Origin of the sequence: Polynucleobacter necessarius (assembly GCF_900095195.1) — a bacterium.
GTDB classification, from domain to species: Bacteria; Pseudomonadota; Gammaproteobacteria; order Burkholderiales; family Burkholderiaceae; genus Polynucleobacter; species Polynucleobacter necessarius_G.
On sequence record NZ_LT606950.1, the window covers coordinates 1,010,955 to 1,035,710 of the forward strand.

At 46.5% G+C, this 24,756-nt stretch carries 26 protein-coding genes, 1 tRNA gene and 4 pseudogenes; 18 read left to right on the plus strand and 13 right to left on the minus strand.

All coding sequences use genetic code 11. From position 1 onward, the window contains the following. The first annotated feature begins 56 nt into the window (after positions 1-56). From dapD to prmB, 3 genes are read left to right on the plus strand one after another with little or no spacing between them, the layout of a single operon-like run. Positions 57-884: a 2,3,4,5-tetrahydropyridine-2,6-dicarboxylate N-succinyltransferase gene (gene dapD / locus BQ1619_RS05670; protein WP_114662743.1), complete on the plus strand. Its 828-nt coding sequence runs from the start codon at positions 57-59 to the stop codon at positions 882-884. A gap of 6 nt (positions 885-890) precedes the next feature. Then, entirely contained in the window at positions 891-2,042 is a 1,152-nt protein-coding gene (gene dapE / locus BQ1619_RS05675) for a succinyl-diaminopimelate desuccinylase (protein ID WP_114662745.1), read from the plus strand. A 55-nt stretch (positions 2,043-2,097) separates the two neighbouring features. Continuing rightward, on the plus strand, positions 2,098-2,994 hold the full coding sequence (gene prmB / locus BQ1619_RS05680) for a 50S ribosomal protein L3 N(5)-glutamine methyltransferase (RefSeq protein ID WP_114662747.1): 897 nt from the start codon (positions 2,098-2,100) through the stop codon (positions 2,992-2,994). An 18-nt stretch (positions 2,995-3,012) separates the two neighbouring features. Here prmB and radA read toward each other — a convergent pair whose 3' ends face one another. The 3 genes and pseudogenes from radA to BQ1619_RS05695 all read right to left on the minus strand — a co-directional run bounded on the left by radA (position 3,013) and on the right by BQ1619_RS05695 (position 6,761). After that, on the minus strand, positions 3,013-4,377 hold the full coding sequence (gene radA, locus BQ1619_RS05685) for a DNA repair protein RadA (RefSeq protein ID WP_114662749.1): 1,365 nt from the start codon (positions 4,375-4,377) through the stop codon (positions 3,013-3,015). A 32-nt stretch (positions 4,378-4,409) separates the two neighbouring features. Continuing rightward, a complete protein-coding gene (locus tag BQ1619_RS05690) occupies positions 4,410-4,871 on the minus strand; it encodes a hypothetical protein (RefSeq protein WP_231968547.1) in 462 nt (153 codons plus the stop codon). Positions 4,872-4,915: 44 nt separating this feature from the next. Beyond that, positions 4,916-6,761, minus strand: a pseudogene (locus BQ1619_RS05695) (potassium transporter Kup). Positions 6,762-7,017: 256 nt separating this feature from the next. Between BQ1619_RS05695 and BQ1619_RS05700 the strand changes: the two are divergent. Then, positions 7,018-7,094, plus strand: a tRNA-Met gene (locus BQ1619_RS05700). A 98-nt stretch (positions 7,095-7,192) separates the two neighbouring features. On the opposite strand, the gene BQ1619_RS05705 is transcribed toward BQ1619_RS05700, so the two are convergent. From BQ1619_RS05705 to BQ1619_RS05715, 3 genes and pseudogenes are all read right to left on the minus strand, one after another. Further along, positions 7,193-8,599, minus strand: coding sequence for a DEAD/DEAH box helicase (locus BQ1619_RS05705; RefSeq protein ID WP_114662753.1), 1,407 nt, complete (start codon positions 8,597-8,599; stop codon positions 7,193-7,195). 6 nt (positions 8,600-8,605) lie between these two features. Next, positions 8,606-9,010, minus strand: coding sequence for a GlcG/HbpS family heme-binding protein (locus tag BQ1619_RS05710; protein WP_174222117.1), 405 nt, complete (start codon positions 9,008-9,010; stop codon positions 8,606-8,608). 168 nt (positions 9,011-9,178) lie between these two features. Then, positions 9,179-10,364 (minus strand): annotated as a pseudogene (locus BQ1619_RS05715) (pyridoxal-phosphate-dependent aminotransferase family protein). A 189-nt stretch (positions 10,365-10,553) separates the two neighbouring features. Between BQ1619_RS05715 and BQ1619_RS05720 the strand changes: the two are divergent. Continuing rightward, entirely contained in the window at positions 10,554-11,228 is a 675-nt protein-coding gene (locus BQ1619_RS05720) for a GntR family transcriptional regulator (protein ID WP_114662757.1), read from the plus strand. A gap of 11 nt (positions 11,229-11,239) precedes the next feature. Continuing rightward, a pseudogene (locus BQ1619_RS05725) lies at positions 11,240-14,282 on the plus strand (FAD-binding and (Fe-S)-binding domain-containing protein). Positions 14,283-14,292: 10 nt separating this feature from the next. Here BQ1619_RS05725 and BQ1619_RS05730 read toward each other — a convergent pair. Then, positions 14,293-14,652, minus strand: coding sequence for an AzlD domain-containing protein (locus tag BQ1619_RS05730; RefSeq protein ID WP_114662759.1), 360 nt, complete (start codon positions 14,650-14,652; stop codon positions 14,293-14,295). Positions 14,653-14,763: 111 nt separating this feature from the next. On the opposite strand from BQ1619_RS05730, the gene BQ1619_RS05740 reads away from it, so the two are divergent. Together BQ1619_RS05740 and BQ1619_RS09275 are read left to right on the plus strand one after the other, a co-directional pair. Further along, positions 14,764-15,261 carry a linear amide C-N hydrolase gene (locus BQ1619_RS05740; protein ID WP_114662761.1) on the plus strand — a complete coding sequence of 166 codons (498 nt, stop codon included), beginning with the start codon at positions 14,764-14,766 and terminating at the stop codon, positions 15,259-15,261. Between the two features lie 12 nt (positions 15,262-15,273). After that, positions 15,274-15,696 carry a thiamine pyrophosphate-binding protein gene (locus BQ1619_RS09275; protein WP_197711896.1) on the plus strand — a complete coding sequence of 141 codons (423 nt, stop codon included), beginning with the start codon at positions 15,274-15,276 and terminating at the stop codon, positions 15,694-15,696. Positions 15,697-15,785: 89 nt separating this feature from the next. On the opposite strand, the gene BQ1619_RS09280 is transcribed toward BQ1619_RS09275, so the two are convergent. After that, complete coding sequence (locus BQ1619_RS09280; RefSeq protein ID WP_197711897.1) at positions 15,786-15,938, minus strand: hypothetical protein; 153 nt, start codon at positions 15,936-15,938, stop codon at positions 15,786-15,788. 2 nt (positions 15,939-15,940) lie between these two features. Here BQ1619_RS09280 and BQ1619_RS05750 point away from each other — a divergent pair, with 2 nt between their 5' ends. From BQ1619_RS05750 to BQ1619_RS05775, 6 genes are all read left to right on the plus strand, one after another. Then, positions 15,941-16,129: a hypothetical protein gene (locus BQ1619_RS05750; RefSeq protein WP_114662763.1), complete on the plus strand. Its 189-nt coding sequence runs from the start codon at positions 15,941-15,943 to the stop codon at positions 16,127-16,129. Positions 16,130-16,174: 45 nt separating this feature from the next. Beyond that, a complete protein-coding gene (locus tag BQ1619_RS05755; RefSeq protein ID WP_114662765.1) occupies positions 16,175-16,384 on the plus strand; it encodes a hypothetical protein in 210 nt (69 codons plus the stop codon). 54 nt (positions 16,385-16,438) lie between these two features. Then, on the plus strand, positions 16,439-16,783 hold the full coding sequence (locus BQ1619_RS05760; RefSeq protein ID WP_114662767.1) for a hypothetical protein: 345 nt from the start codon (positions 16,439-16,441) through the stop codon (positions 16,781-16,783). Positions 16,784-16,826: 43 nt separating this feature from the next. Then, positions 16,827-17,666 carry an amidohydrolase family protein gene (locus BQ1619_RS05765; protein WP_114662769.1) on the plus strand — a complete coding sequence of 280 codons (840 nt, stop codon included), beginning with the start codon at positions 16,827-16,829 and terminating at the stop codon, positions 17,664-17,666. 147 nt (positions 17,667-17,813) lie between these two features. Beyond that, positions 17,814-18,122 (plus strand): amidohydrolase family protein, encoded by a 309-nt coding sequence (locus BQ1619_RS05770; protein WP_231968548.1) that lies wholly within the window; start codon positions 17,814-17,816, stop codon positions 18,120-18,122. Further along, positions 18,122-18,397, plus strand: a complete 276-nt coding sequence (locus BQ1619_RS05775; protein WP_197711898.1) for a thioesterase family protein — start codon at positions 18,122-18,124, stop codon at positions 18,395-18,397. Before BQ1619_RS05770 ends, BQ1619_RS05775 begins: the two co-directional genes overlap by 1 nt. A 209-nt stretch (positions 18,398-18,606) precedes the next feature. Here BQ1619_RS05775 and BQ1619_RS05780 read toward each other — a convergent pair whose 3' ends face one another. Genes BQ1619_RS05780 through BQ1619_RS05795 form a run of 4 tightly spaced genes read right to left on the minus strand, consistent with a single transcriptional unit; the run spans position 18,607 to position 21,295 of the window. Next, positions 18,607-19,014, minus strand: a complete 408-nt coding sequence (locus tag BQ1619_RS05780) for a DUF6671 family protein (protein ID WP_231968549.1) — start codon at positions 19,012-19,014, stop codon at positions 18,607-18,609. Then, a complete protein-coding gene (locus BQ1619_RS05785) occupies positions 19,002-19,397 on the minus strand; it encodes a DUF6671 family protein (RefSeq protein ID WP_114662775.1) in 396 nt (131 codons plus the stop codon). Before BQ1619_RS05785 ends, BQ1619_RS05780 begins: the two co-directional genes overlap by 13 nt. Before the next feature lie 24 nt (positions 19,398-19,421). Next, a complete protein-coding gene (locus tag BQ1619_RS05790) occupies positions 19,422-20,390 on the minus strand; it encodes a sodium-dependent bicarbonate transport family permease (RefSeq protein WP_114662777.1) in 969 nt (322 codons plus the stop codon). Then, positions 20,387-21,295: a LysR family transcriptional regulator gene (locus BQ1619_RS05795; protein WP_114662779.1), complete on the minus strand. Its 909-nt coding sequence runs from the start codon at positions 21,293-21,295 to the stop codon at positions 20,387-20,389. Before BQ1619_RS05795 ends, BQ1619_RS05790 begins: the two co-directional genes overlap by 4 nt. A gap of 173 nt (positions 21,296-21,468) precedes the next feature. Here BQ1619_RS05795 and BQ1619_RS05800 point away from each other — a divergent pair. The 4 genes and pseudogenes from BQ1619_RS05800 (at position 21,469) to BQ1619_RS05815 (ending at position 23,448) form a co-directional block, all read left to right on the plus strand. Beyond that, positions 21,469-21,880 (plus strand): annotated as a pseudogene (locus BQ1619_RS05800) (TerC family protein). A gap of 31 nt (positions 21,881-21,911) precedes the next feature. Further along, positions 21,912-22,421: a universal stress protein gene (locus BQ1619_RS05805; RefSeq protein ID WP_114662781.1), complete on the plus strand. Its 510-nt coding sequence runs from the start codon at positions 21,912-21,914 to the stop codon at positions 22,419-22,421. 164 nt (positions 22,422-22,585) lie between these two features. Continuing rightward, positions 22,586-22,801 carry a hypothetical protein gene (locus tag BQ1619_RS05810; protein WP_114662783.1) on the plus strand — a complete coding sequence of 72 codons (216 nt, stop codon included), beginning with the start codon at positions 22,586-22,588 and terminating at the stop codon, positions 22,799-22,801. A gap of 374 nt (positions 22,802-23,175) precedes the next feature. Further along, positions 23,176-23,448: a hypothetical protein gene (locus BQ1619_RS05815; RefSeq protein ID WP_162784610.1), complete on the plus strand. Its 273-nt coding sequence runs from the start codon at positions 23,176-23,178 to the stop codon at positions 23,446-23,448. 184 nt (positions 23,449-23,632) lie between these two features. On the opposite strand, the gene queG is transcribed toward BQ1619_RS05815, so the two are convergent. Next, on the minus strand, positions 23,633-24,733 hold the full coding sequence (gene queG / locus BQ1619_RS05820; RefSeq protein ID WP_114662787.1) for a tRNA epoxyqueuosine(34) reductase QueG: 1,101 nt from the start codon (positions 24,731-24,733) through the stop codon (positions 23,633-23,635). Between the last annotated feature and the right edge of the window lie 23 nt (positions 24,734-24,756).

A 24,756-nucleotide genomic window follows, 5' to 3' on the forward strand; every position in this document is an offset into this window, starting at 1 on the left:
ATAAATCTACCTCTTGGGACAAAATCCCTTAACAATCTAATAGTTAACTAAAAAGCATGAGCCAGTCACCACAAAGCATCATTGAACAAGCCTGGGAAAACCGTGCAAACCTCTCACCCAATGCCGTCCCTGGAGACGTCCGAGGTGCTGTCAATTCAGTCTTGGAAGGCCTAAATGACGGGACGATTCGCGTTGCAGAGCGTCGTGACGTCGGTAAGTGGGAAGTAAATCAATGGGTTAAGAAGGCAGTGCTGCTCTCGTTCCGCCTTGAAGACAATATTCCGATGAATGCTGGGGGCTATACCCAGTTCTACGACAAGGTTCCTAGTAAGTTTGAAGGCTATACCGCCGCGGACTTCGCTGCAGGGGGTTTTCGGGTAGTCCCTCCTGCGGTAGCCCGTCGCGGCTCCTTTATCGGTAAAAATGCGGTTTTGATGCCCTCCTACGTCAATATTGGAGCCTACGTCAGCGAAGGCACAATGGTTGATACCTGGGCAACCGTTGGCTCCTGTGCCCAAATCGGCAAAAACGTCCACCTTTCTGGCGGCGTTGGTATTGGCGGTGTTTTGGAGCCTATCCAAGCTGGTCCAGTGATTATTGAAGAAAACTGCTTTATTGGCGCCCGCTCCGAAGTTGTCGAAGGCGTTGTTATTGAAGAGAATGCCGTTTTGTCGATGGGCGTCTATATTGGTCAAAGCACAAAAATTTATGATCGCGAAACGGGTGAGGTTCATTACGGTCGCGTTCCTGCAGGTTCCGTAGTGGTTCCAGGCTCCCTTCTCTCTGCTTGTGGCAAGTACAGTTTGTATGCCGCCATCATCGTGAAAAAAGTAGATGCTCAAACCCGAGCCAAAACTGCGATTAACGAATTACTGCGCGATTAATTCTGTATGAGCGCCACTCTCGAACTCACGGAAACACTGATTGCTTGTCAGTCGGTGACCCCTGCTGACAGTGGCTGCCAAGATTTGATTGCTAAGCGCTTACGAGCAATTGGCTTTCATACTGAAAGTGTTGTGAGCGGCCCCGAGAATTTTCAAGTAACCAATTTGTGGGCCATCAAAAAAGGGAAGGCTGGCGATGAAGGCAAAGTATTAATGTTTGCCGGTCACACCGATGTAGTGTCAACGGGCCCATTAGAAAAGTGGACAAGCAATCCCTTTAAGCCAACCATTCGTGATGGCAAGCTGTATGGACGCGGCGCTGCGGATATGAAAACCTCGCTAGCAGGCTTTGTGGTGGCTACAGAAGAATTCATCACCGCTCATCCTGATCACAATGGATCGATTGCCTTTTTGATTACGAGCGATGAAGAAGGCCCAGCTAACGATGGCACCGTCATCATGTGCGAGCGTTTACAAAAACACCGTCAGCGTTTGGATTACTGTGTGATTGGCGAACCTACGTCCGTTTATCAACTGGGTGACATGATTAAAAATGGGCGACGCGGTTCCTTATCCGGCAGAGTGAAAATCAAAGGAATTCAGGCGCATATTGCGTACCCGCATTTAGGCAAGAATCCAATTCACCTCTCAGCACCGGCAATAACCGCACTAGTAGAAACCGAGTGGGACAATGGAAATGAATACTTCCAACCAACTAGCTTTCAGATTTCCAATGTTCATGCTGGAACAGGCACAAACAATGTGATCCCAGGCGAATTGGTTATCGACTGTAACTTCCGCTTCTCCACTGAAAGCAAGCCGGAGCAATTGCGTGAGCGACTTGAAACCATACTCAAGAACGCTGGCCTCGACTTTGACGTTAAGTGGGTTTTGGGTGGTAGCCCCTTTATTACGGGCGATGGGGCGCTTGCTGGCGCTCTGCGTAAAGCCATTAAAGAAGAAACTCAGGTTGATACTGAACTCTCCACTACAGGCGGCACGAGCGACGGACGCTTTATTGCCAAAATCTGCAAAGAGGTTATGGAATTTGGGCCCTTGAACGCAACTAGTCACAAAATCGATGAGTGCGTCATCGTAGATGATGTTGAGCCACTGAAAAATATCTACCGCAAGACGCTTGAGCAATTAATTGCCTAAGTATCTGCCTGCTCCTCTCTCCCCTCTACTTCTCCATTAATCCACTATTTCCATCATGGACCCTGAGCCTTCACAAGCGATGACCGTCAATCAATGTATTGACCAAATTACGCAGAAATTAGAAGCAGCCAATTTGCATTACGGTCATGGCGCAATTGATGCCAACAGCGAAGCGTTATGGATCGTGAGTAAACAACTTGATCTAAGCCCATCGGAAACGCTCGATCACCTGGATCAGACACTGTCACCCGACAAGCACCAAAAATCGTTTGCTGTTGCAGACCAACGCATTTCAACCAGAAAACCCTTGGCCTATATTTTGGGTGAAGCTTGGCTCATGGGCGTACCGTTCTTTTGCAGCGAGCAAAGTATTGTTCCCCGTTCCTGGATCGCGGAACTCATTGTGGATGGCTCATTAGAGCCTTGGCTACCTGCTGATGGCAATGTATTAGATCTATGCACTGGCAATGGCTCTTTAGCAATCTTGCTTGCCTTGTCTTGTCCAGACATTCATGTCAGTGCGTGCGATATTAGTTTGCCAGCTCTATCTGTTGCGGCGCGTAATGTAGATCGCCACAGCCTAAGCTCGCAAATCGATCTTTTAGAGGGGGATCTTTGGGAAGCCTTGCCTGAGCCTAATGAGGACAATCTCTTTGATCTCATCATCTGCAACCCGCCCTATGTGAACGCAAATTCTATGGGTAAACTGCCCGCCGAATACCTGGCAGAGCCAAGCTTGGCACTTGCTGGCGGAGAGGATGGCATGGATCTGATTCGCAGAATTATTGCGCAAGCCCCGGATTATCTATCCGAACGTGGCGCCCTCTTACTTGAAATTGGTAATGAGTATGAGAACTTCAAAAAAGCGTTTCCGCAAATTCCGGTGATTTGGATGGAAGTGTCGGCCGGCGAAGAGCAAGTTCTTCTGATACAAGCTGAAGATTTGCGGTAACTAATAAATAATCGGTAATTAGCTAAGTTCTGCAGCTACAGCAATTGCCTGATCGATTCGCTCCACTGGAATTACTTTTAAGCCAGCGATCTTGGTCTTTGGCATATTCGCTTTTGGGATGACCGCTACGGTAAAGCCCAATTTAGCCGCTTCTTTAAGTCGCTCTTGACCACGAGGACAAGGCCGAATTTCCCCAGCCAAGCCAACCTCACCAAAAACAATCAACCCTTTTGGGAGGGCACGATTGCGAATCGAGGATTGAATTGCCAATAATACCGCCAGGTCAGCTGCAGGCTCAGAAATTTTGACACCACCAACGGCATTCAAGAATACATCTTGATCAAAGCATGCTACTCCGGCATGGCGATGCAATACCGCCAAAAGCATTGCTAAACGAGCCTGCTCAAGACCTACCGCAAGGCGACGCGGATTTGGCACATGCGCAGTATCCACCAGCGCTTGAATTTCTACCAACAGCGGCCTGCTACCCTCTTGCGTGACCAGCACACAAGCACCTGGCACCATTTGCTCATGCTGCGATAAGAAAATTGCCGAAGGATTGGTGACGCCACGCAATCCTTTTTCAGTCATCGCGAATACGCCAAGCTCATTGACCGCGCCGAAACGATTTTTAATAGAGCGAATCAAGCGAAATGATGAATGTGTATCGCCCTCAAAGTACAACACGGTGTCCACAATATGTTCCAGTACGCGTGGTCCTGCTAAATGCCCATCTTTCGTGACATGACCTACCATCAATACACAGATCCCACTCGCCTTTGCGGCTCTCGTCAGTTGCGCAGCACATTCGCGCACTTGTGCTACTGATCCTGGAGCGGAACTGAGCACCTCAGAATATAAAGTCTGTATCGAATCCACTACCAATACCTGGGGCTTAACCGTATCCATGATGGAGATTAATTTCTCCAACTGAATCTCTGCTAAGACCTCAAGCTGTGGAGCATTTAGCGCAATCCGCTTGGCACGCAACGCAATTTGCGCAGCAGACTCTTCACCGCTGCTGTAAAGCACATTCATGCCGGCAGCACTCATTTCTGCAAGGGCTTGCAATAGTAATGTTGACTTACCGATTCCTGGGTCCCCGCCTAACAACACCACGCCACCAGGAACTAAACCGCCACCCAATACGCGATCAAATTCTTCTACACCTGCACTAAAGCGGGGCAAGTCTTCTGCGGTAATTGCTGAGAGCTTTTGCCTTGATAAGGATTGCGCCAAACCCTGAAAACGCGAATTCGAAGTGGTTTCTGGCAAACCTTCTTCCATGGTGTTCCACGCCTGGCAGGAAGGACATTGTCCCTGCCATTTAGCAGAGGTGCCACCACAGGATTGGCAGATATAAACCGTTTTGACTTTGGCCAAGAGTGACTCAGTATTAAAAATAATGAAATGAATTAATCAAGCTGTGTGCCGGCTTTGTTTTCTTGTGCACGCTTAGGGGCGTCTTTACGGCGCTGTTCTAGATCAGCCGCTCTTGCTGCAGCAGCCTTCTGTTTCTCGTTAAACTCGCGCTGATTATCAGCACGTTCAGCTGCTTTTGCAGGGGAAGCACGTTCAGCAGCGCGTTTTTGATCCTCTTGATCTTTAATGCTTTTGCGCAAATTACGTTGCACCTCATGCAAAGCCCGCTCCTGCTCACTAATTGGATCAACCTCTTTACGGTATTGCGCACGTGCGTTACGCAAGCAGTAATTCACCCAGTAGTTTGCATAACACTCCGATGAGGCTTTGCCCCAGCGGTATTTTACCCAATCGCGTTGCAACTCTAATTCCGCCTCAATCTTATCGAGCCTATCCAGTTCCGCTTCCTCTGCGGGTGTAGCGAGAGCCACCCCACTGAAAGCATTAACCAGCAAAAAGATTCCAATAAAGACCTTGGATCGGAATGAAAGAGGTTTTCTCAAATCTCTACCTTCGCGCCCAACTCAACCAAACGGTTCGCTGGAATCCTAAAGAAGTTCGATTGACGACCTGCATTTTGATACATCCAACAAAACAAACGCTCACGCCAGAGAGCCATTCCTGGAATAGCAGATGGAACAATAGTGTCGCGTGACAAGAAGAATGAAGTATTCATCATATCAAACTTCATATCAAAGTGAGATTCAATCAACTGAATGATAGTTCCCATATCCGGAGTTTCTTTGAAACCATAGATTGCCCGCACAACAAAAATATTGCCGCCCAAATCCTTAAGGGTGATGCGATCTTGATCGTTGACATAAGGCACATCCCAAATGCTGACTTTCAAAAAGAAGACTCTCTCATGCAGGACGTGGTTGTGCTTAAGGTTGTGCAAAAAAGATACTGGTAAATAGTCGACATGGGCTGTTAAAAATATCGCGGTACCCTCAACGCGATGCGGCGGATGTTGGAGTAAGGCGCCAATAAAGCTGCTTAGTTGAATACCTTCATCCATTGCACGTTTTCGCAATATTTGACGCCCCCGATACCAAGTAATGAGGCAGGTAAAGCGCAGCAATCCCAAAGCCAACGGATACCATCTACCATCCTTGATCTTAATAAGGTTAGCTGTCCAAAAGGCAAAATCCACCAAAAAGAAAGATGCAGTAATGGTGGCAACTAGGAAAACATTCATCTTCCACTCTCGAAACATCACCACGGCAAGCAAGATTGTTGTTATCAACATCGTCGATGTAACCGAAATGCCGTATGCAGCAGAGAGGTTAACAGACTCTCGAAACTCAATGAGGGTAACAACCACCACAAAGAGCAAGGCCCAGTTGACAATAGGAATGTAAATTTGCCCTTGTTCAGAATCTGAGGTGTGAAGAATATTCATGCGAGACATGAAGCCCAACAAAATTGCCTGACTGACTAGTGAATATGCACCAGAAATTACTGCCTGAGATGCAATCACTGTCGCCACGGTAGCCAAGCCCACGGTTGGCCACAAAGCCCACTCTGGAACCATCAAGTAAAAAGGATTTTTAATAGCCTCCGGGGTTCGAGAGCAGTAAAGCGCCCTGCCCCAAATAATTGATCAGAAGACTCGGCAAAACAACCAGCAGCCAAGCATAACGAACAGGAGTGCGACCAAAATGGCCCATATCCAAATAGAGCGCTTCAACGCCAGTAACAACAAGTACAACAGCGCCCATTACGATATAGGCAATTGTGAGATGTAGCGCCACAAAGTCGATGGCATATAAAGGATTAACAGCAGCAACAATTTCTGGTGCGTCACCAATATTGGCAATACCGAGAGCCGCCAACGTCACAAACCAAGCTAGCGTGATAGGGCCAAATAATTTACCAACTGCTGCAGTCCCATATTTTTGAATCAAAAACAGAGCTACTAAAATAATTAAAGAAATTGGAATAATGAATTTATGCAAACCCGGGGTTGCAATTTCAATACCCTCAACAGCAGATAAAACTGAGATTGCTGGGGTGATAACGGACTCACCCAAAAGCATGCAAGCACCTAACATGCCCATAATCATGAAAAAGAAATAGCCTTTTGACTTGCTATCAAATGAACGAAGTGCCAACGCCATGAGAGAAAGCACCCCGCCCTCACCTTTATTGTCAGCCCGCATCACAAATAAAACATACTTCACTGTAACTACAAGAATTAGAGCCAAAATCATCATTGAGATCACGCCAAATAATGCTTCTTGCGTGAAAGCAATGCCATGATGCGGGTCGAAACGCTCCTTAAGAGCGTATAAAGGGCTTGTGCCAATATCCCCGAACACCACACCAATCGCGGCGAGCATCATGACTCCAAGGCTCTTTTCTTTTTATGCTCACCGCCAGGTCCGCTGACCTGCACAGGATTCAAAAGGGTTGAACTTGAAAACTCGGGATTACTAATTGACATCTCATTACCTTAAGGTGATGTTGCGTGGCAATATGTTACTCCTTCTGCGCGGCCATTAAATTTGAAATTTCCGGCAAAAAACTGCATTTTTAGGCGTTTTAGAGTGGAAAACCTCGACATTGCAGTGCAAAAAATGGTAAAATTTCACCCTCAGACGCGGGGTGGAGCAGTCTGGCAGCTCGTCGGGCTCATAACCCGAAGGTCGTAGGTTCAAATCCTGCCCCCGCAACCAAATTCACAAAAGGCTTCTTCGTCAATCGACCAAGAAACCTTTTTGTTTTTACTTCACCGTTACACCCTAGGTTCACCAACTAATGAATGGGTGCTGAGTTATTTCTTTTTTAAGCCGCCGAGTAATGCGCCGACCGCTGGTTTTGCTGGAGTAATTCCTGCTTTCTTCACCTCAGGCGTGCTGCTCGCGATTGCTGGATCTGCGTTAACGGATTTAGGCGCACCGCCAGGCTCGTAGGGTTTGTAGAAAAACGGGTCTGTCGGCTGACCTGGGGTCGCTTTGACATCCGGCAATGGCGCGATCTCCAGTTTGCGCTTCATCAACTTTTCAATGTCATCGAGCAATCGTTTTTCACTATCGTCGACCAAGGCAATCGCATCGCCCTTGCTACCCGCACGCCCAGTTCGTCCAATGCGGTGGATAAAGTCTTCGGCATTAAATGGCAACTCGTGATTAATCACGCAGGGCATATCAGGAATATCTAAACCACGCGCGGCAACATCTGTAGCAACCAATGCTTCGATTGCGCCAGACTTAAATGCGTCCAGAGTTAACGTTCTTTCACCCTGACTCTTATCACCATGAATGGCGCCTGCTTTAATGCCATCACGCTCAAGTGCGCGCGCCAATCTTGCACAACCGAGGCGGCTGTTCGTAAAGATGATGCACTGACGGGATAAGCCCTGACGGGTACGATTTTCAAGTACCTTGACGATAGCGCGCTGCTTGTCTTCCAATGCCACTAAATGCACGACCTGTTTAACCGTATCTGCCGCGGCATTTTGACGAGCCACTTCAACCGTTACCGGCGAACGCAAATAACTTTGCGCTAATTTCTTAATCTCTGGCGAGAACGTCGCGGAGAACAACAACGTTTGTCGTTGTGCAGGTATCGAATTAATAATGCGTTGCAAATCTGGCAAGAAGCCCATATCGAGCATGCGGTCCGCTTCATCCAATACTAAAATTTCTACTTGAGATAGGTTGGCAACTTTAGATCCAATGTGATCTAGTAGACGGCCTGGTGTCGCAATCAGAATTTCCACTCCATTACGCAAAACGGTGACCTGCTCTTTCATATCCACGCCACCATACACTACGGCAGAGCGCAGATCGGTATGCTTCGAATAATTGGCAGCGTTCTCAGCAACCTGAACTGCCAACTCACGAGTTGGTGTCAGCACCAATGCCCGAATTGGATGACGTGCGGGCGAAGCGCTATTGCTGGCATGGCGCAAGATTTTTTGAATGATCGGCAATGTAAACGCTGCCGTTTTACCCGTACCAGTTTGGGCGGCACCCATCAAATCACTTCCAGCCAAAACATGGGGAATCGATTTGGCCTGAATCGGAGTAGGAGTGTTGTAACCCTGCTCGGCAACCGCCTTTTGAATCAGCGGATCTAAACCAAAATCGGCAAAGGCAATGGTATCGGTAGGGGTGGTACTAGGGGCGGCATTGCTAGCCCCTGTGGTTGACTGAAATTCAGTAGCAGTATTAGTCAAGGGAACTTACAGAATGGCTGCGATGCCAGCCTTAGCGGTCTCTGCATCCTCAGTCGATTTAACGCCGGAAACGCCGACTGCGCCGATGGTAAACCCATTTACCTCGATATTGACCCCACCCTCTAACATGCCTGAAATATGTGGGGCAGATAAGAAAGAGGTGCGACCATTATTAATAATTTCTTCATACACGCGACTCTCGCGTTTGCCCATCGCAGCAGTACGCGCTTTTTCTTGAGCAATGTAGGCTGATACCGGTGCACAACCATCGCGGCGAGTTAAACCTAATACATGACCTCCGTCATCGCAAACCGCAATGGTCACAGCCCAATTATTCGCGGCCGCATGTTTGTTTGCAGCATCCAAAATCTTTTGAACATCTGCTTGTGTCAAGTAGGGTTTAGTTGCCAACATGTTGAATCCTTTTCAATACTGTGTCTCAAATATGTTTTATGTGCTGGAAGTGCAATCATTGCCAGCTCCTGAATTATAAAGGGTGTGGCTTAGCCCACCACATTAGGCCAACCATACCCCTGTTTCCTCCAAAAACGTCATTTGGGCTTTTCAGCCCCCTTCTGATTACTTCAGAAACTCTTGAGCAGCTACTACCCCACTCGCTTTGGGCTTGTAACCCATAGATCCCAAACTCATCTCAACACCACTCAGGGCAGCCATTAAGCTAAGTTCATTACAGTCACCTAAGTGACCAATTCGGAATGCCTTGCCTTTAATTTTTCCAAGCCCCGTACCTAAGGAAAGATTGAATTTTTCCAAGGCATGTTTTCGTAAGACATCAGCATCCATACCCTCAGGGGTTGCAATACAAGTCAGTACCGGAGGATAGCAATCCTGATCTTGGCACTGAATTTCTAATCCCCACGCATTGACTGCAGCACGGCAAGCTGCGGCTAAACGTTGGTGACGAGCAAAGACCGTATCCAGCCCTTCTGCCAACATCATGTCTATCGCCTCATGCAATCCATACATCAGATTAGTACTTGGTGTTGTCGGCCAGTATCCATTTTTATGGGACTCTAAAATTTCATCCAAAGCCCAATACGATTTTGGAAACGTACTGCGCTTGCTCGCTTCAATCGCTTTTGGAGATAACGCACTAAAGCCAATACCAGGTGGCAGCATTAGGCCTTTTTGTGAGCCAGAGACTGTTACGTCTGCACCCCATTTGTCGTGCTCATAGTCCGCAGAGCCAAGCCCTGAAACGCTATCCACCAATAGCAATGCTGGATGTTTTGCCGCATCAATCGCTTTACGAACGGCTGCGATATTGGAAGTCACACCAGTAGAGGTTTCGCTATGCACGACACACACAGTCTTAATTTCGTGCTGGGCATCGTTACGTAAACGCTCCTCAATAACTGCCGCATCCACACCCCAACGCCAAGAATCTTTTCCAGGCTTGCCAACAACTTCTACATTCAATCCCAGTCGCTGTGCTAATGCTCTCCATAAGTTAGCAAATTGACCGGTCTCATAAAAGAGCACCTTATCCCCAGGATTGAGAATGTTGACTAATGCGCCTTCCCATGAGCCCGTTCCAGATGCCGAATAAATAATCACTGGCTGCTCAGTTTTGAAAATCTTTTTAATGCCTTCTAAAACTTTTAAACCAAACGCGCCAAACTCTGGACCACGGTGATCAATCGTTTGATAACTGATTGCACGCAATACGCGAGGTGGCACCGGACTTGGGGCCAGGGATATGCAAAAAATGACGGCCTGATGCGTGATTATGGAATTTGAGCATAGTTTGTCTCGCTGAATGTAGGTTTTGGTTTTAAGGGATTAATGAAAATGAATGGCTACTGTAAGCCATTTTTTGATAATTTTCCATTTTGCATACAAAATATTCTGAATAGATTAGCAATATATGGCTTATTTATGCTTTATTATCAAGTATTGACTATTTTGTATACAAATTTAGGGATCCAGCATCATGACCAACGAAATACTGAATTCCCAGAATCTTCACGAAGTCACCTTCCAAAAACTGCGCTCCTTGCTCGTAGAGGGCAAGATTTCGCCTGGCAGCAAGCTCAATGAGCGCGAGTTAGCTGAGAGTCTGAATGTGTCTCGCACTCCAATTCGAGAAGCGATTTGTCGCCTGGCGGCAGATGGATTGGTGGAGCTAATTGCGAACCGTGGCGCCATTGCAGTTCAACTTAGCCTTGAAGATGTCATTCATACATTTAATGTCATTGCTGATTTAGAGGGTTTTTCAGGCGAACTCGCCGCCAATAATATTAGCGACGCCACCCTCTGCGAGTTAGAAGCACTTCAATATGAAATGATGGCCTCATATGCACGTCGCGATCTCTCAAGCTATTACAAACTCAACTTACAGATTCATCATCTAATTAATCAAGCAGCCAACAACCCCGTGCTGTCGCAACTTTTTACACAAGTGAACGCCCGAATCGAGGCATTACGCTTTCGCTCCAATCAAGATGGCGTCAAATGGAAAAAGGCAGTAGAAGAGCATCAAGAAATGCTCGATGCACTCAAGGCTCGAGATCCCAAGAGAATGCGTAAGATCATGACCCAGCACGTTCACCATAAGCGTGGTGTGGTGGTACAACTGCTCAAAGCTGAAGCAGCAACAGCGGCATAGGAGACAGTCAAATGAATAAGCCCCTCGACATCCGAGAAGTTTTGGTAGATCAAGCGTTGCTTGCAAAACGTCTAAAGCAAGAGACATCGGGCGAGGTGATGATCGATCGTGCTAGTCGATGTCGTTATGCTACCGATGCCTCCATTTATCAAATCATGCCGGTAGCAGTGTTTGTGCCAAAGACAGCTGACGATATTGCAACTGCTATTCAGATTGCTGCGGAACTTGGTGTACCAGTGCTACCTCGTGGTGGAGGCACTAGTCAATGCGGTCAAACGACAGGTGCAGCATTAGTTATTGATAACAGCAAATACTTTCGAAATATTCTGGATCTCAACATTGACCAAGGCTATGTAGAGGTTGAACCAGGCCTCGTGCTGGACCACCTCAATGGATCCTCAAACACATAGTCTTTGGTATCCCGTAGACGTCTCTACCGCTGCGCAAGCCACCATTGGTGGTATGGCTGGGAATAATTCTTGTGGAAGTCGGTCAATTGCCTACAGAAATATGGTGCACAACGTATTAGGGATTGATGCCTGGTTAGCTGACGGCCAAATTGCCCAGTTTGGCAACTATGCGAATAGTTCGGGCCCCGCCAAGCAATTGGGTGATGTTGTTAAAACTCTAGCCAACACCCTGCAACCCGAAATCGAAGCGCATTTTCCGAAGGTCCTAAGACGGGTAGCAGGTTACAACTTGGATATTTTTCATCCACAAAGTGAACTGCCCTATACCCGAGATGGCAGCGTGAACTTAGCGCACCTTTTAGTCGGTAGCGAAGGCACGCTGGCTTACTTTAAATCCCTCAAGCTTAAGTTAGCCCATTGCCAAAACATAAAGTGCTCGGCATTGTGAATTTCGCCAGCTTTTATAAAGCGATGGATGGCGCCCAACACATTGGGAAGCTCGGACCCATTGCAGTAAAGTTGGTAGATCGCACCATGATTGATCTCGCGCGTAGCAACCCCAGATTTCAAAAGACGATTGAGACGGCGCTAATAGATCCTAGTACCCAAACTCCAGAGGCAATTTTGTTGGTCGAGTTTTCAGGGGAAGATCATGCGCCTCTATTAGAAAAACTCTGCGCACTTCAAGAACTCATGGGCGATCTTGGCTTACCCGGACCTGTTGTTCCTATGCCCGACGTGACTCCTCAAAAGAATTTATGGGAAGTACGCAAAGCCGGATTGAACATCATGATGAGCCTCAAGGGGGATGGTAAACCAGTCAGCTTTATTGAAGATTGCGCCGTGCCACTAGAGAACTTGGCGGAATATACACAAGCACTAACAGATGTTTTTGCTAAATATGGCTCACGCGGTACCTGGTATGCGAATGCCTCTGTGGGCACACTTCATGTGTGGCCCATGTTGGATATGCGTAGAGATGGCGCGCAAAAGATGCGTGCTGTTGCTGAAGAAGCATCAGCGCTAGTGCGCAAATACAAAGGCGCCTACAGTGGCGAACATGGTGATGGCTTATGTCGAGGTGAGTGGATCTCTTGGCAGTTTTGTCCGAAAATCACGCAAGCCATCGCAGAAATTAAACATGCGCTTGATTCCAAGGGACTCTTTAATCCCGGCAAGATCATTGATCCGCCAAAGATGGATGTTGCAAGCAACTTTCGCTTTCCACCTAGCTACAAAGTCATTCCACTACAACCTGCGCTCGATTGGTCTGCTTGGAATGTGCAAAACAATCCTGTTACTGAAGAAACCTCAGCACCAGAAACTGGTGGCGATCCCGCTATGGGTTTAGCCAGAGCAGTTGAGATGTGTAACAACAATGGCCACTGCCGCAAATTTGATGCAGAAGTCATGTGTCCTAGCTATCGGTTACTCGGGATGAAAAACATCTGACTCGCGGCAGGGCAAATGCCTTACGTTTAGCCCTATCCAATCAACTCGATATCCAAGAGGAATCTTCACCTTTGGGTAGCGATGCCATTAAAAAAGTAATGGAGCTCTGCGTCAGTTGTAAGGCTTGTCGCCGCGAATGCCCCACCGGCGTCGATATGGCAAAGATGAAAATTGAGTTCTTATCAGTCTATAAAAAACGGGTTGGACACTCGCTCAGAGATTTAGCAATAGCCTATCTTCCCAAGTATGCAGACACGATCAGTAGGATTCCACTTCTGCCTGCCCCACTCAATCTTCGCAATCACTTCAAACCCATTGCCACGTTACAAGAATGGATCATGGGCATCTCCGCTCAGCGGAGCCTGCCAACCTGGAGAGCCTCTACATTCTGGAATCAATCTGACTCATCACAAGACATCAATTCAGTCCCGAAGCACTGCAAACCCAAAAGGGCGTAGTACTTCTAGCGGATACGTTTAATGCGTAAGCAGCTATTCGCGTCTTAAAAGCTGCTGGATACACTATTCACATCCCTCACAAAAGCCAAAACAACGCAAAAACGAATTCGCAGAGCGAATGTTCAAAAGAGTTTTGCTGCGGTCGAACCTATCTAGCGGCAGGAAAGGTTGATAAAGCCAAAGAAACCTTGGATGAATTGGTTGATCACTTGGTGCCATCTGCCCAACTCAACATCCCTATTCTTGGGCTTGAGCCATTGTGTTTATTCACATTAAAAGATGAAGCGCTGGTAATAGGCTTCGGTGAGCGCGCGATAACAGTTTCTCAACACGCACAACTCCTAGAGGAATTTTTAGTTAAAGAAGTCAAAGCAGGAAAGCTTTCGCTAAACCTCAAATCTGCCAACAAGTCTGTATTATTTCATGGTCACTGCCATCAAAAGCCTTTTGCTGCGGTAACACCCGCAATGGAATTACTCAAACTCATTCCAAACGCCAATCCAACACTCATTGAGTCCTCATGTTGCGGTATGGCGGGTAGTTTTGGCTATGAGCCTGAACATATTGAAGTCTCGAAACAAATGGCAGAGGCAAGTTTATTACCCACGATTCGCAAAGCGTTCGCCTCTTGGGTAGTGGCTGATGGCACAAGTTGTCGCCATCAAATTGCAGATGGTGCGCAAAAGGATGCTGTGCATATCGCCAGAATATTGGCAGCACATTTATCAGAGTAGGCTCAGTGGGTTAGCGTATTACGCCATACACTACCATGAGCAGTGTTCCTGTTAGTAAAGCTGGAACTAATCGCCGCGTCGGTTTAGAAAACATGACGCCAATACTCAATGCGCGAATCAATATTCGGATCCATAAGGGCACTGTTGACATCAGACCTAATGGCATCACAATCAAGCGAATCGTTAATGCGGCTACCATGGCATAGGTAACCGCTGCCAGCCAACGAAAAATTTCGCTATCTTGATTAATGCTCTGCGAGAGCGTCACACCAATCGTCCTACAAAAATAAGTTCCTAAGCAGGCACCAACTAAAGCGACCCACAACCCCCACCCTGAGAGGGCATTTGCCATGTGATCAATTGCACTCATTACCCAATGACCCCTACTTTTTTACGGACGAACTTACGATCAATGAAGTAGGCTAAGGTGCCACCAACTAGACCTGCAGTGAGCAAACTGGTATCACACCCGACAACCGTTATGACAAACGACCCGGCCTTCCGTGAACAGTTAGACACCATTGGGAATTACGCTAACCTGACCAATGTGGAGCGCAATGCGCTCGTAATTAATGGGGCGAGCTTTGTACCGCTGAGCTCAGGCAGTGCATTGCATGGCTTACCAGGCGATTATTTGAGCCCTAGCCGCTTTATTCGCGCACTCTTTCTAACCAAGTCGGTGCCAACCAATAAAACTACTGCCCAACAAACCAATACTGCTTGGCATAGCTTGGGTAGCTTTGATATTCCTCCCGGTGCGATCAGTTTTCCTGCTACTAATGCCTATGGCGGCGGTGCAGGTGGCGTTGAAATCACGGAGTGGACGGTAGTTGCTGACAATAAAAATATGATGTATTACGTCAAGATGTTTGATAACACCAATGTTCAGGCGTTTGATCTCAAGAAAATTGATCCGAATGCAAATGGCGTTCAATTCATTAACTTGGATAGACTTCAGACTTATATCAATTTAAATTAAGGATCGCATCCCATGGGCTCGACTACACCTACCGTTGCTGAATATGTCATCCAGCGTTTAGCAGAATTAGGGATTGATCGAGTCTTTTGTGTTCCTGGTGACTATACGTTTCCGTTTGATGATGCTATTGAAGTGTCCAATAGCGTTCAGTGGGTTGTTTGTGCTAATGAATTAAATGCTGCATATGCTGCTGATGGCTACGCCAGGATTAACGGCGTAGCGATGTTGACAATAACCTATGGCGTAGGGAAGTTGAGTGCAATCAATGGCGTCATGGGTGCTAAAGCGCAGCGACTACCAGTTTTTCACTTAGTGGATGCCCCCAGTACACGAATTCAGAAGCAGGGATTAATTACTCACCATACTTTGGGGATGGCGTTTATAACAACTTTCGCCAACTTTCCGAGGCGGCTTGTTGTGTATCAACGTCGTTGACGCCTGACAATGTAATCGACGAAATGGAGAGAGTTATCCGTGAGGCGCTGCGCTTGAGTGCGCCCGCCTATATTTCTGTTCCTATGGATTTAGAAACAATGCCGTTGGCAATGCAACGATATTCTTGCTTGTATCTTCTCCAGAATGAAATCGATAGAGGCACTCAAAGCAGCAGGATCACCCTGAGCACGAACGATTTGCGCAAGCGGTCGACCTTTTACAGGGTTGCCGATGATAGGCATATGTGACGAATTACGGTTTGACTTCAGTGTTGTATGATTTTTTGAATAAATCCAATATTCCGTTCGCAACCACCCCAATGGATAAGGGCGTCATCAGCGAGGCGCATCCAAACTATTTGGGTATTTATAACGGCATAAACTCAAGCCCAGCGAATCTTAAGGAGCAGATTGAAGGCGCTGTATGGAGTTGAAAACGTTCTGAGTGAAATTGGCCCGTCGTATGATGATTTGGCGAAATGGAATTATGCACAAGTACCTACTGCTATGGGGCGCAACACCTGGTTCACTGCTCGCGTCAGTACTGTTGGGAATTGGATGCAACCATCGAAAAGGCGAATGCATTTGATGGTGCTTCGTATATTGAGGTCATGATTCCAACCTCGGAAAGCCAACCGTTACCAATCGCCATTCAGAATCAAATCTACAAGAGTAATATTCCTAATTAATTGCGGGTTTATCAAAACAAAAGGTGAGGATTCACCAAAAGAGAAAGCGTTTCAATGAAGATATTTCCAAAATGGGTTGGCCTAAGCGTAGCACTTGCATCTTTGCAAGTCATGGCAGCAAATTCCAGCGTCTATTTCAATGGCGATATTTTGACAATGGAGGGCAGTAGCCCAAAATATGTCGAAGCTGTTGTTGTGAAAGATGGAAAGATCGCATTTACGGGTAATTTGCAGGATGCGATGGGGCAGGCCGGTACAAATCGCACACTCCAAGATCTCAAAGGGAAGACCTTATTGCCTGGGTTTATTGATACTTGGGGCCATTTTACATTAATTGCGCAAAATACCTTGGGAGTCAATCTGGCGTACTTCTCTAATAAGCCGCCTCAAACCACTTAAGAACTTTTTAGTCGTTAAAAAACGAAGCAAGGCCATTTAATGGTTGGATTATTGGCACAATGCCGATGCTTTTCTGAAAGACGGCCCTTTAACGATTGCGCAACTTGATCAAGCCTTTCCGAATGAACCGGTTTTTGTAAACAATATTTCAACATTGACCGGCATCGTCAATACGGCTGGCTTGCGTAAATTAGGAATTACAAAAGCGACTAAAGCAGTGCAGGGAGCCATCCCAGTAGATCCAAAAACCGGCAAGCTTACTGGCGAATTGATTGGTATGCTAAATGTCAATGCGACAGCAAAAGTATTCGGTAAATACTCGCCCGCTCTAACGCTCGAGACCTTTCGCAAGGCTGAAGAAATCTACACATCGTGTGGTTTTACAACTGCGCAAAGTTATGAGACTACAGTAGAAGATATTTGCAATATGCGCCAAGCAGTAGAGCGCAGCATGGTCAATATTGATTTAATTGCTTTGCCAACATATCAAGTGGTTGACCAGTTGCTCGATACAAATCCAAATTACCCCTTTGGAATTTATACCAATGGTGATGGCGGTTTTAAGGTGGCAGGTATTCTGGTGTCAACAGACGGCGCGCCACAATTGCGCTTAGCTGTTTTCAGTAAGCCTTACATTGATACCGCTGGATTTCCGAAAGATTGGCGGGGGATTGCTTTTATCTCACAAGACATGGTCAATCACTATGCAAAACTGGCTTACCAGAAAAACATTCAATATTTTGGATGCTCCAATGGCGATGCTGGCATCGATATGACCTTATCCGCCCTCTCAAAAGCGCGGCAGGAGACCGGCATTACCGAAAATCGTCGATCGATCATCGCTCACTCCTTTTTTGTTCGAGATGATCAGCTGGATCAATAAAAGCTAACAAAGTCATCGCCCAATTCATGATGAACCATATCTGGATGTATGGTGATGTCTACCGTAAGGTTCTGGGTGATGAGCGAGCAAGCAATATCAATCCGTTGAAATGGGCGCAATCAAAAGATGTCGAGTTTGGAATTCACAATGACACTCTATCAATCTGGCCCAAGCGCCTTATTCACGATGTGGACATCTGTTAATCGTAAGACCTATGGAGGCGATACTTTAGGACCGGATCAACGAGTAGATGCTTACACAGCATTGCAAGGCTTTACAACGAAGGCGGCCTACGAATATAAAGAGGAAGATAAGAAGGGAAGTATTACAACTGGAAAATTAGCGGATTTTGTCGTGCTCGATCGCAACCCCTTGAAAGTCAATCCAATGGAGATTAAGGACATTCAGGTGCAAGAAACGATTAAGAATGGCAAGTCTCTCCACTCTCGTCCCTAATGAAAGATTCTTTAAAACCTGGTTTGAAGTATGAGCACCGTTATACGGTGCCGTTTACTAAGACTGTTCCTGGGTTGTATCCAGAGGCTCCCGAGTTTTTAGTCATGCCCGAAGTGTTTGCTACGGGTTTTATGGTGGGCTTTTTAGAATGGGCTTGCATCAAAGCCATTAATCCACATTTGGATTGGCCGGTCGAGCAAAAGGTGGGCGCCTATATTGATGTGAGTCATGAGGCGGCTACACCACCAGGTCTAACGGTCACAGCTCAGGTCTAGCTGATTGCTATCGAGGTAAAAAACTGATTTTTAGGTACAAGCCCACGATGGAGTGGATGTGATCTCTCGAGGCCGTCATGAGCGCTACATCATTAATAAGAAAAAGTTTGATGAGCGTCTGAGCCAAAAGCGCCACAAATCTGTATAAGCGTTATCGGCAGGTATGCTCTCTATGGGTTGCAGTGAGCGGTCGGCAAAGCGGAGTACTTTCATGCCCTCCATGTCCTCAAACCCACACTTACTACATCCCCATATTTTGGCAATCTCTTGATCGGTAGATAAGCCACAGGCATGCATGGTAGACCCCGTTTAATGTCCTTGATCCAAAACCCCGGGCTGCCGCATTGTGGGCATAAGGATTTTATTTTCTGAATGGGGTCACTCGTCGCCTTACGAATGTTTTCCATTCTGGTTGGGTTAGCAAAGGCACGCAAATCATTTTCCACATAGATCACGCCATTTGAAGAGAGTTGTTTTGCCCATTCAAACGCCTTGCGAAGCATTGCTTGATTACAAATTCCCTTGATTGATTTAGGGTGATATTCATCTGTTGGTTTCATAACCAAATAGTGTGTTGGAAAGAGGGTGGATGCGGCAAACCAGACTAAATCTTCCAAGTGGCTGATGGAAGCGTCATCGTTTTGGGCTGGGGCCCAGAGAAGCCGGTAATTTCGAGGCCCTGCTGTTCATCTATCAGAATGACTAGCTCATTGTTCCACGCTGTCATTCCAGAGTAAGGGTCACTTACAAAAGCACCTTCATTGGCTATTCCTAAGTCCAGGTTTAGCAACTCCATCCCCAGTTTGGCCTTTTTGCGTGCAGCATCTAGTTGTGAGCCATACCTTGCAACGTCGTTGGTAAAGGTGCCCAAAAGATCTGTATCGTAACCATCTGTATGGACGACATGGCACTGTAGTTCTTCTGTAAACAATGGTCCAATGGTTGCTTCTTTTCCGTGCTTGGTCAGAAGACTCGCCGAACGATTTGCAAACGTATTCATCACAAAATCATGGTTTAAAGATCGTTATAAGAATTGCTTTGCCAAGATAGTGTACAGCGGAATGCCTAGAATGATGTTGAATGGAAAGGTAATCCCGAGTGACATGCCAATATACAGCGCAGGATTGACTTCTGGTAAAGCGTGACGCAAGACAGCGGGTACCGCAATATAGGATGCGCTCGCCGCAAGAACCATCAATAGAATGGTGTTACCAAGGGGTAGATTAATGACACTGCATAGAAGTAGTGCGAGTAAGGCGTGCGACAGGGGCGCCGTAATTGCGTAAAGCAATGTGACTGGCGGTTTGCCTTTGAGACCTTTTAGATTCCTGGCTGCCATGAGACCCATATCAAGTAAGAAGAAGGCTAACATTCCTTTAAATAAATCGATCGAGAATGGCGCCATGAGTTTTTGACCGGCATCTCCGCTGACTAGTGCTACCACCATCGATCCCAGAAGAAGTAGTTGGGCGCCGTCCGTAAAGGACTCATGCAATATGGTTGAGATGCTGGTAGCTTCGTGCTGGGTATGCGTTTTTTTGGATTGGTAGGCTCGTGCTTTATTTGCCAAAACGATAGCCAAGATAATAGCGGGCGATTCCATTAACGCCATGGCTGCAGCCATATGTCCGCCGTAGTGAATATCAAATTGATCTAAGTATTGTGTGGCGGTAATAAAAGTAACTGCGCTGACTGAACCATAAGTCGCGGCGATGGCAGCGGCATCAAATGCATTTAACTTTCTTCTGAGGAGAAGGTAGCCAATCCAAGGAATGATGACTGCTAAAAAGATAGCCAGCCCCAAGGAGAATCCGATTTCACTTGTAAAGCCGGATTTGTGTAATGCAAATCCACCCTTGAGTCCAATGGCCATTAATAAGTAAAGTGATAAAAAGCGAGAAATCTGAGGCGGAATTTCCAGATTAGATTTAACGCTGCCAGCGAATACTCCGAAGACAAAAAAGAGGATGGCGGGATCTAAAAAATTTGTCATGATGCTGCTTTAGATTTATTACTTGATTCCTGCTTGATGATTGCTTGCACTAAGGGGTGCTCAATTTTCTTTTCTGAGCGGATAGCGTAGAAGTATTCGTAAATATCTTCACAACCTCCAAGCAGTTCAATTCCATAGGTTTCTTTGAGATCTTTCTCAATCAATTTTCCCGCTGGAAAGGCACCCAGGCCGCTTGCAGCAAAGGTTTTGAGAAGGGCGCTATCCCCAAATTCTCCAACGATGTTTGGTGTAATGCCATGTTTGCTAAACCACTGATCAATTAAGAGGCGAACCGTGGAGTGGGATGTGGGTAGCAAAATCGGTAACTCTTCCAAACACTCTGGAAGAGGCTTTTTCGCCTCTTGCAAAAAGGGCTTTGGGCAAAACCATGCCATAGACGATCGGGTTAACTCCTCACTGTAGACGTTGAGATTTTTATTATTTGGCGCTGGTCTGTCTGCCAGCACAACGTCTAAATGATGTAGCGCTAAACCAGCGAGTAGGTCCTCAAATTCTCCTTCGTGAACAACCAACTGAACATCCTGATGTTTGAGAACGGGGTCTAGAGGTTGTTTGGTAATGAGCTTTGGGAGGCCATTTGAAACGCCAACCGTGATTTTGGTCCGCGGGGATTTGGCAGCATCTCGAACGGCCTCAGGAAGTTTCTCGCCAATCGAAAACACTTGATCAGCAATTTCCCGTGCCGCGTAGCCAGACCCCGTCAGCGCAATACCTCGACCAGCGGGTTTGAATAGCATGTAGCCGAGTGATTTCTCGAGTTCATGGACTTGGGCGCTAATGGTTTGAATGGCCATATCGAGGCGTTCAGCCGCCTTGGACATATTGCCCTCTTTTGCCACCACCCAAAAATAATACAGATGCCGATAGTTATAGGAGTTCGTCATAGTCAGTTTTTTTCGAAATTATTGTCAATATATATCTGCTTTTTCTTAATTTCAAACGCCCGCACATTAACCCCATCGGAAACCCTGGCATTTAGGTGCCATACAACATGTAAAAGGTTGATCAATTGGAACTTTTTAGCCCTGAATTCTTTTTGGCACTACTGGCAATCATTATGATTGATTTGGTTTTGGCTGGAGATAACGCCATCGTGATTGCGATGGCAGCCCGAAATTTACCTTCTCATTTGCAGAAAAAAGCAATTGTCTGGGGAGCGGTAGGCGCTATCGCAGTACGTAGCGCAATGACTTTAGCAGTGGTGTACTTACCCAAGATCCCGGGCTTGAATTCTCAAGCTGGTTGAGCGTTATCCATCGATCACCTATTTAGGTGCTGGTGTATTGGCTTGGACGGCAGCAGAGATGATGACTTCAGAGCCCATGGTGCAAGAGTGGCAAGTATTCAACAATCCCGTATTTGAATACGCATCCCAGGCCCTAGTCATTATTGGTGTTCTTAGTGGTGGATTTGTAAGAAGTAGGTTGGCTCTTGAAGAGAAGATTGCGCCAGCTGTAAGCGCTGCCTGAACAGCAGTCACCTAACTTAGGAGGTAATGTAATGAATAAAGTTCTGATTCCTGTAGATGGTTCAAGCAATGCCTTGCTAGCTCTGAAACATGCAGTCAATGTTTATGGCAAGGACGCTCATACCGAAATTCATATTTGCAATGTGCAGCCAAAGCTGTACTTCCATATCGGAAAATATTTCAGCAAGAAAGATATTTATGAATGGCAAGCAGAGCGCGCAAAATGTGCTGCCCAGTCTGCTGTAGAGTTTTTAGAAAGGGCTGGTGTAAATTTCTCATTTACTTACGTTAGCGGCGATAAGGGAGAGGCCCTGCGAGACGAAGCAGAGCGACTCGGATGCGGTCGGATTGTGATTGGATTCGCAAAGAAAAATACTCTTAGCAGATTGTTTGAGAACTCCACCACAGCCAAGTTGTTGGAAATCAGCAATATCCCAGTAGAGGTGGTAACTGGTAAATCCATTCCAACTTTAGAGCGTTGGGGTACTCCAGCCCTGGGTGCTGGCGCTGCTACAGCACTGGTAGCTGCCGTCATTGATTAACCCACCGTCACTTTTTTGCGGTACTTCCCTTGGCCCTCCTCGCGAGGGCATTTTTTATCAATAATTCAGAAAAAAACAGAAATATAGTCAATTAAATTCTGCTTTATTAAGAATATGTAGATTTCTATATTGAATCTGTAGTGTTTTCATAAGGAGATATAAATGTGGATGTGATCTTGGATTCAAAAGAGTTGCCTGAGCCTGAGTTAAAAGCGTTTACTGAGAATCGAGTGAAATGCTCTCCAAAGCGTTTATTTTGGCTTGTGCGAAAAATTAAGATTCAATATGCAGCAGTGCCCCATTCAAAAACCCAGTGCAATCAAAGCTGCTCGATTGAATTGCAGGCCTTTGATCATCAGCTGATTGAAGTCTCAGCATGACGGCGCGGGATAAGCGTACCGCTTTAGAGATGTGTTTAAAGAAAGTCTATAAACATGTTCAGAAGATCTTTCATAAGGCCCAAAAGTATGGACGATTATCAAAGCATGTTTACGTTTAAATTAAAGTACATTTAAGTATGATTTAATAGAAAAATAAACGGGGAGTAGCCCGCCTAGCAATAGGTCTCATATATCGACATTCCGACTGAAAAGTCCGGTATATGGGCAATAATTAGGGGCAAGACCATTTACTTTAAGCAAATGGCCAAAAAATATTTTTCCTCCCTTGTTTATCGCGCATGTTTTGGTGCTTTGCTGCCCTAGATTGGGGAGCAATAGTAAGGCGTTGCGTAAATGCTGAGGATAATTTGTACATGCGGCACCGAAGTGCATTCCACGGGACATTTTCCGTTTGGTTTTTGCTAGCCTTTATTGGTAGTTTTGGCCCATCCATGGCCCATGGCCAGGCCGCTTCACAAGATAAAAAATCGTATTCAATTAACGACCTCATTCAGGTTGCTCTAGAATCCAGCCCTCAAGTATTGGCGGCTCGAGACCAAGCAAAAGCTATCAGAGGTCAACTATCTACTGCTCGAGCAATACCCAATCCAGGTTTGAAGTGGCTATTGGACAGCAGCGTTCAGTAACTGGACCATTGACGGTTGGAAATGTCTCATCTTGGTCTGTTACTCAACCTTTAGATATGCCATATACCAACCCGAGAGTGATTGCAGGAGGCACCATGCCTTCTAGCGCAATCTCGCTAGGGTCGATGTATGGCCGATTAGCTGATGACATTGGACGATTGTACGAGTATGAAACGCTTTTTGCTCAAACCGCACAACCAAGTGCCCACGTAATATGCTCTGCCACCAATGAATCTGCGCTCGGCAAACTCTCCTGCAACGCTTTGCGCATGAGCTCTTTGTCTTGATCTGGAACTTTAGTACTGGCCAACGCATTTCCCATGGCAACTGCAAGATTACGACGCCAACGGTGATAACCAATTCGACGAATCGCACTGCCCTCATGACGCTGTTCAAACTCCGCTTCAGTCCATGACCATAAATGCAACAGGCTCGCTTGACCGAGACCGTGACGTTGCGCAAAATCCGGCAAATCGGTTCGCTTGGCAAATTTATTCCATGGACAAATGAGCTGACAGTCATCGCATCCATAAATACGATTACCCATGGCCGCTCGAAACTCTGTCGGAATAATGTCAGGATTTTCAATTGTTAGATAGGAGATGCAGCGCCGCGCATCCAATTGGTATGGGGCTGTAATGGCTTTGGTTGGACACACATCAATGCAGGATTGACAGGTACCGCAATGCTCTTCCTGTGGTGCATCGATGGGTAGCGGGATGTCTACCAAAATCTCGCCCAAGAAAAATGTTGAACCTGATTCTCGATTGATTAATAAGGTGTGCCTACCTCGCCAACCCAATCCTGCCTTTCGCGCGAGTTCAACTTCCATTAATGGGGCAGAGTCTGTAAATACACGATAACCAAAAGGTCCGATTTTTTTCTCAATCTCGGTAGCAAACGCTTGCATGCGCTGACGAAGCACTTTGTGATAATCGCGCCCTCGCGCATACAGTGATATCACCGCTTGCTCAGGCTCCTCAAGGCGCTGCCATTCGGAATCAAAGTTAGCATCTGGCGGCAAGTAATTCATCATGACGGATATAACGCGTCCTGATCCAGGAACAAGTAATTGCGGGTTAGACCGCAAATCTGCATGACGCTGCATGTATTCCATATGTCCATGTCGCCCCTCGGATAACCATGCCTGCAATCGCTCGCTCGCCTGACCAAGCTGCGTATCAGCAATCCGTAGACCGTCAAATCCAAATTCCCTAGCTTTTTCAGAGAGCCAAGCGCGTAGCTGGGCCTCATTAACAGTGGTGGAATGGTTTGATAAAGGCACATGAATAGAGAATGTAGCGCAAT

Coding starts and splice junctions, on each gene's coding strand:
- dapD (WP_114662743.1), top strand. CDS start 57: ATGAGCCAGTCACCACAAAGCATCATTGAACAAGCCTGGGAAAACCGT.
- dapE (WP_114662745.1), top strand. CDS start 891: ATGAGCGCCACTCTCGAACTCACGGAAACACTGATTGCTTGTCAGTCG.
- prmB (WP_114662747.1), top strand. CDS start 2,098: ATGGACCCTGAGCCTTCACAAGCGATGACCGTCAATCAATGTATTGAC.
- BQ1619_RS05720 (WP_114662757.1), top strand. CDS start 10,554: ATGACCAACGAAATACTGAATTCCCAGAATCTTCACGAAGTCACCTTC.
- BQ1619_RS05730 (WP_114662759.1), bottom strand. CDS start 14,652: ATGAGTGCAATTGATCACATGGCAAATGCCCTCTCAGGGTGGGGGTTG.
- BQ1619_RS05740 (WP_114662761.1), top strand. CDS start 14,764: ATGACAAACGACCCGGCCTTCCGTGAACAGTTAGACACCATTGGGAAT.
- BQ1619_RS09275 (WP_197711896.1), top strand. CDS start 15,274: ATGGGCTCGACTACACCTACCGTTGCTGAATATGTCATCCAGCGTTTA.
- BQ1619_RS09280 (WP_197711897.1), bottom strand. CDS start 15,938: ATGCCTATCATCGGCAACCCTGTAAAAGGTCGACCGCTTGCGCAAATC.
- BQ1619_RS05755 (WP_114662765.1), top strand. CDS start 16,175: ATGGAATTATGCACAAGTACCTACTGCTATGGGGCGCAACACCTGGTT.
- BQ1619_RS05760 (WP_114662767.1), top strand. CDS start 16,439: ATGAAGATATTTCCAAAATGGGTTGGCCTAAGCGTAGCACTTGCATCT.
- BQ1619_RS05770 (WP_231968548.1), top strand. CDS start 17,814: ATGACACTCTATCAATCTGGCCCAAGCGCCTTATTCACGATGTGGACA.
- BQ1619_RS05775 (WP_197711898.1), top strand. CDS start 18,122: ATGAAAGATTCTTTAAAACCTGGTTTGAAGTATGAGCACCGTTATACG.
- BQ1619_RS05785 (WP_114662775.1), bottom strand. CDS start 19,397: ATGAATACGTTTGCAAATCGTTCGGCGAGTCTTCTGACCAAGCACGGA.
- BQ1619_RS05790 (WP_114662777.1), bottom strand. CDS start 20,390: ATGACAAATTTTTTAGATCCCGCCATCCTCTTTTTTGTCTTCGGAGTA.
- BQ1619_RS05795 (WP_114662779.1), bottom strand. CDS start 21,295: ATGACGAACTCCTATAACTATCGGCATCTGTATTATTTTTGGGTGGTG.
- BQ1619_RS05805 (WP_114662781.1), top strand. CDS start 21,912: ATGAATAAAGTTCTGATTCCTGTAGATGGTTCAAGCAATGCCTTGCTA.
- BQ1619_RS05815 (WP_162784610.1), top strand. CDS start 23,176: ATGCGGCACCGAAGTGCATTCCACGGGACATTTTCCGTTTGGTTTTTG.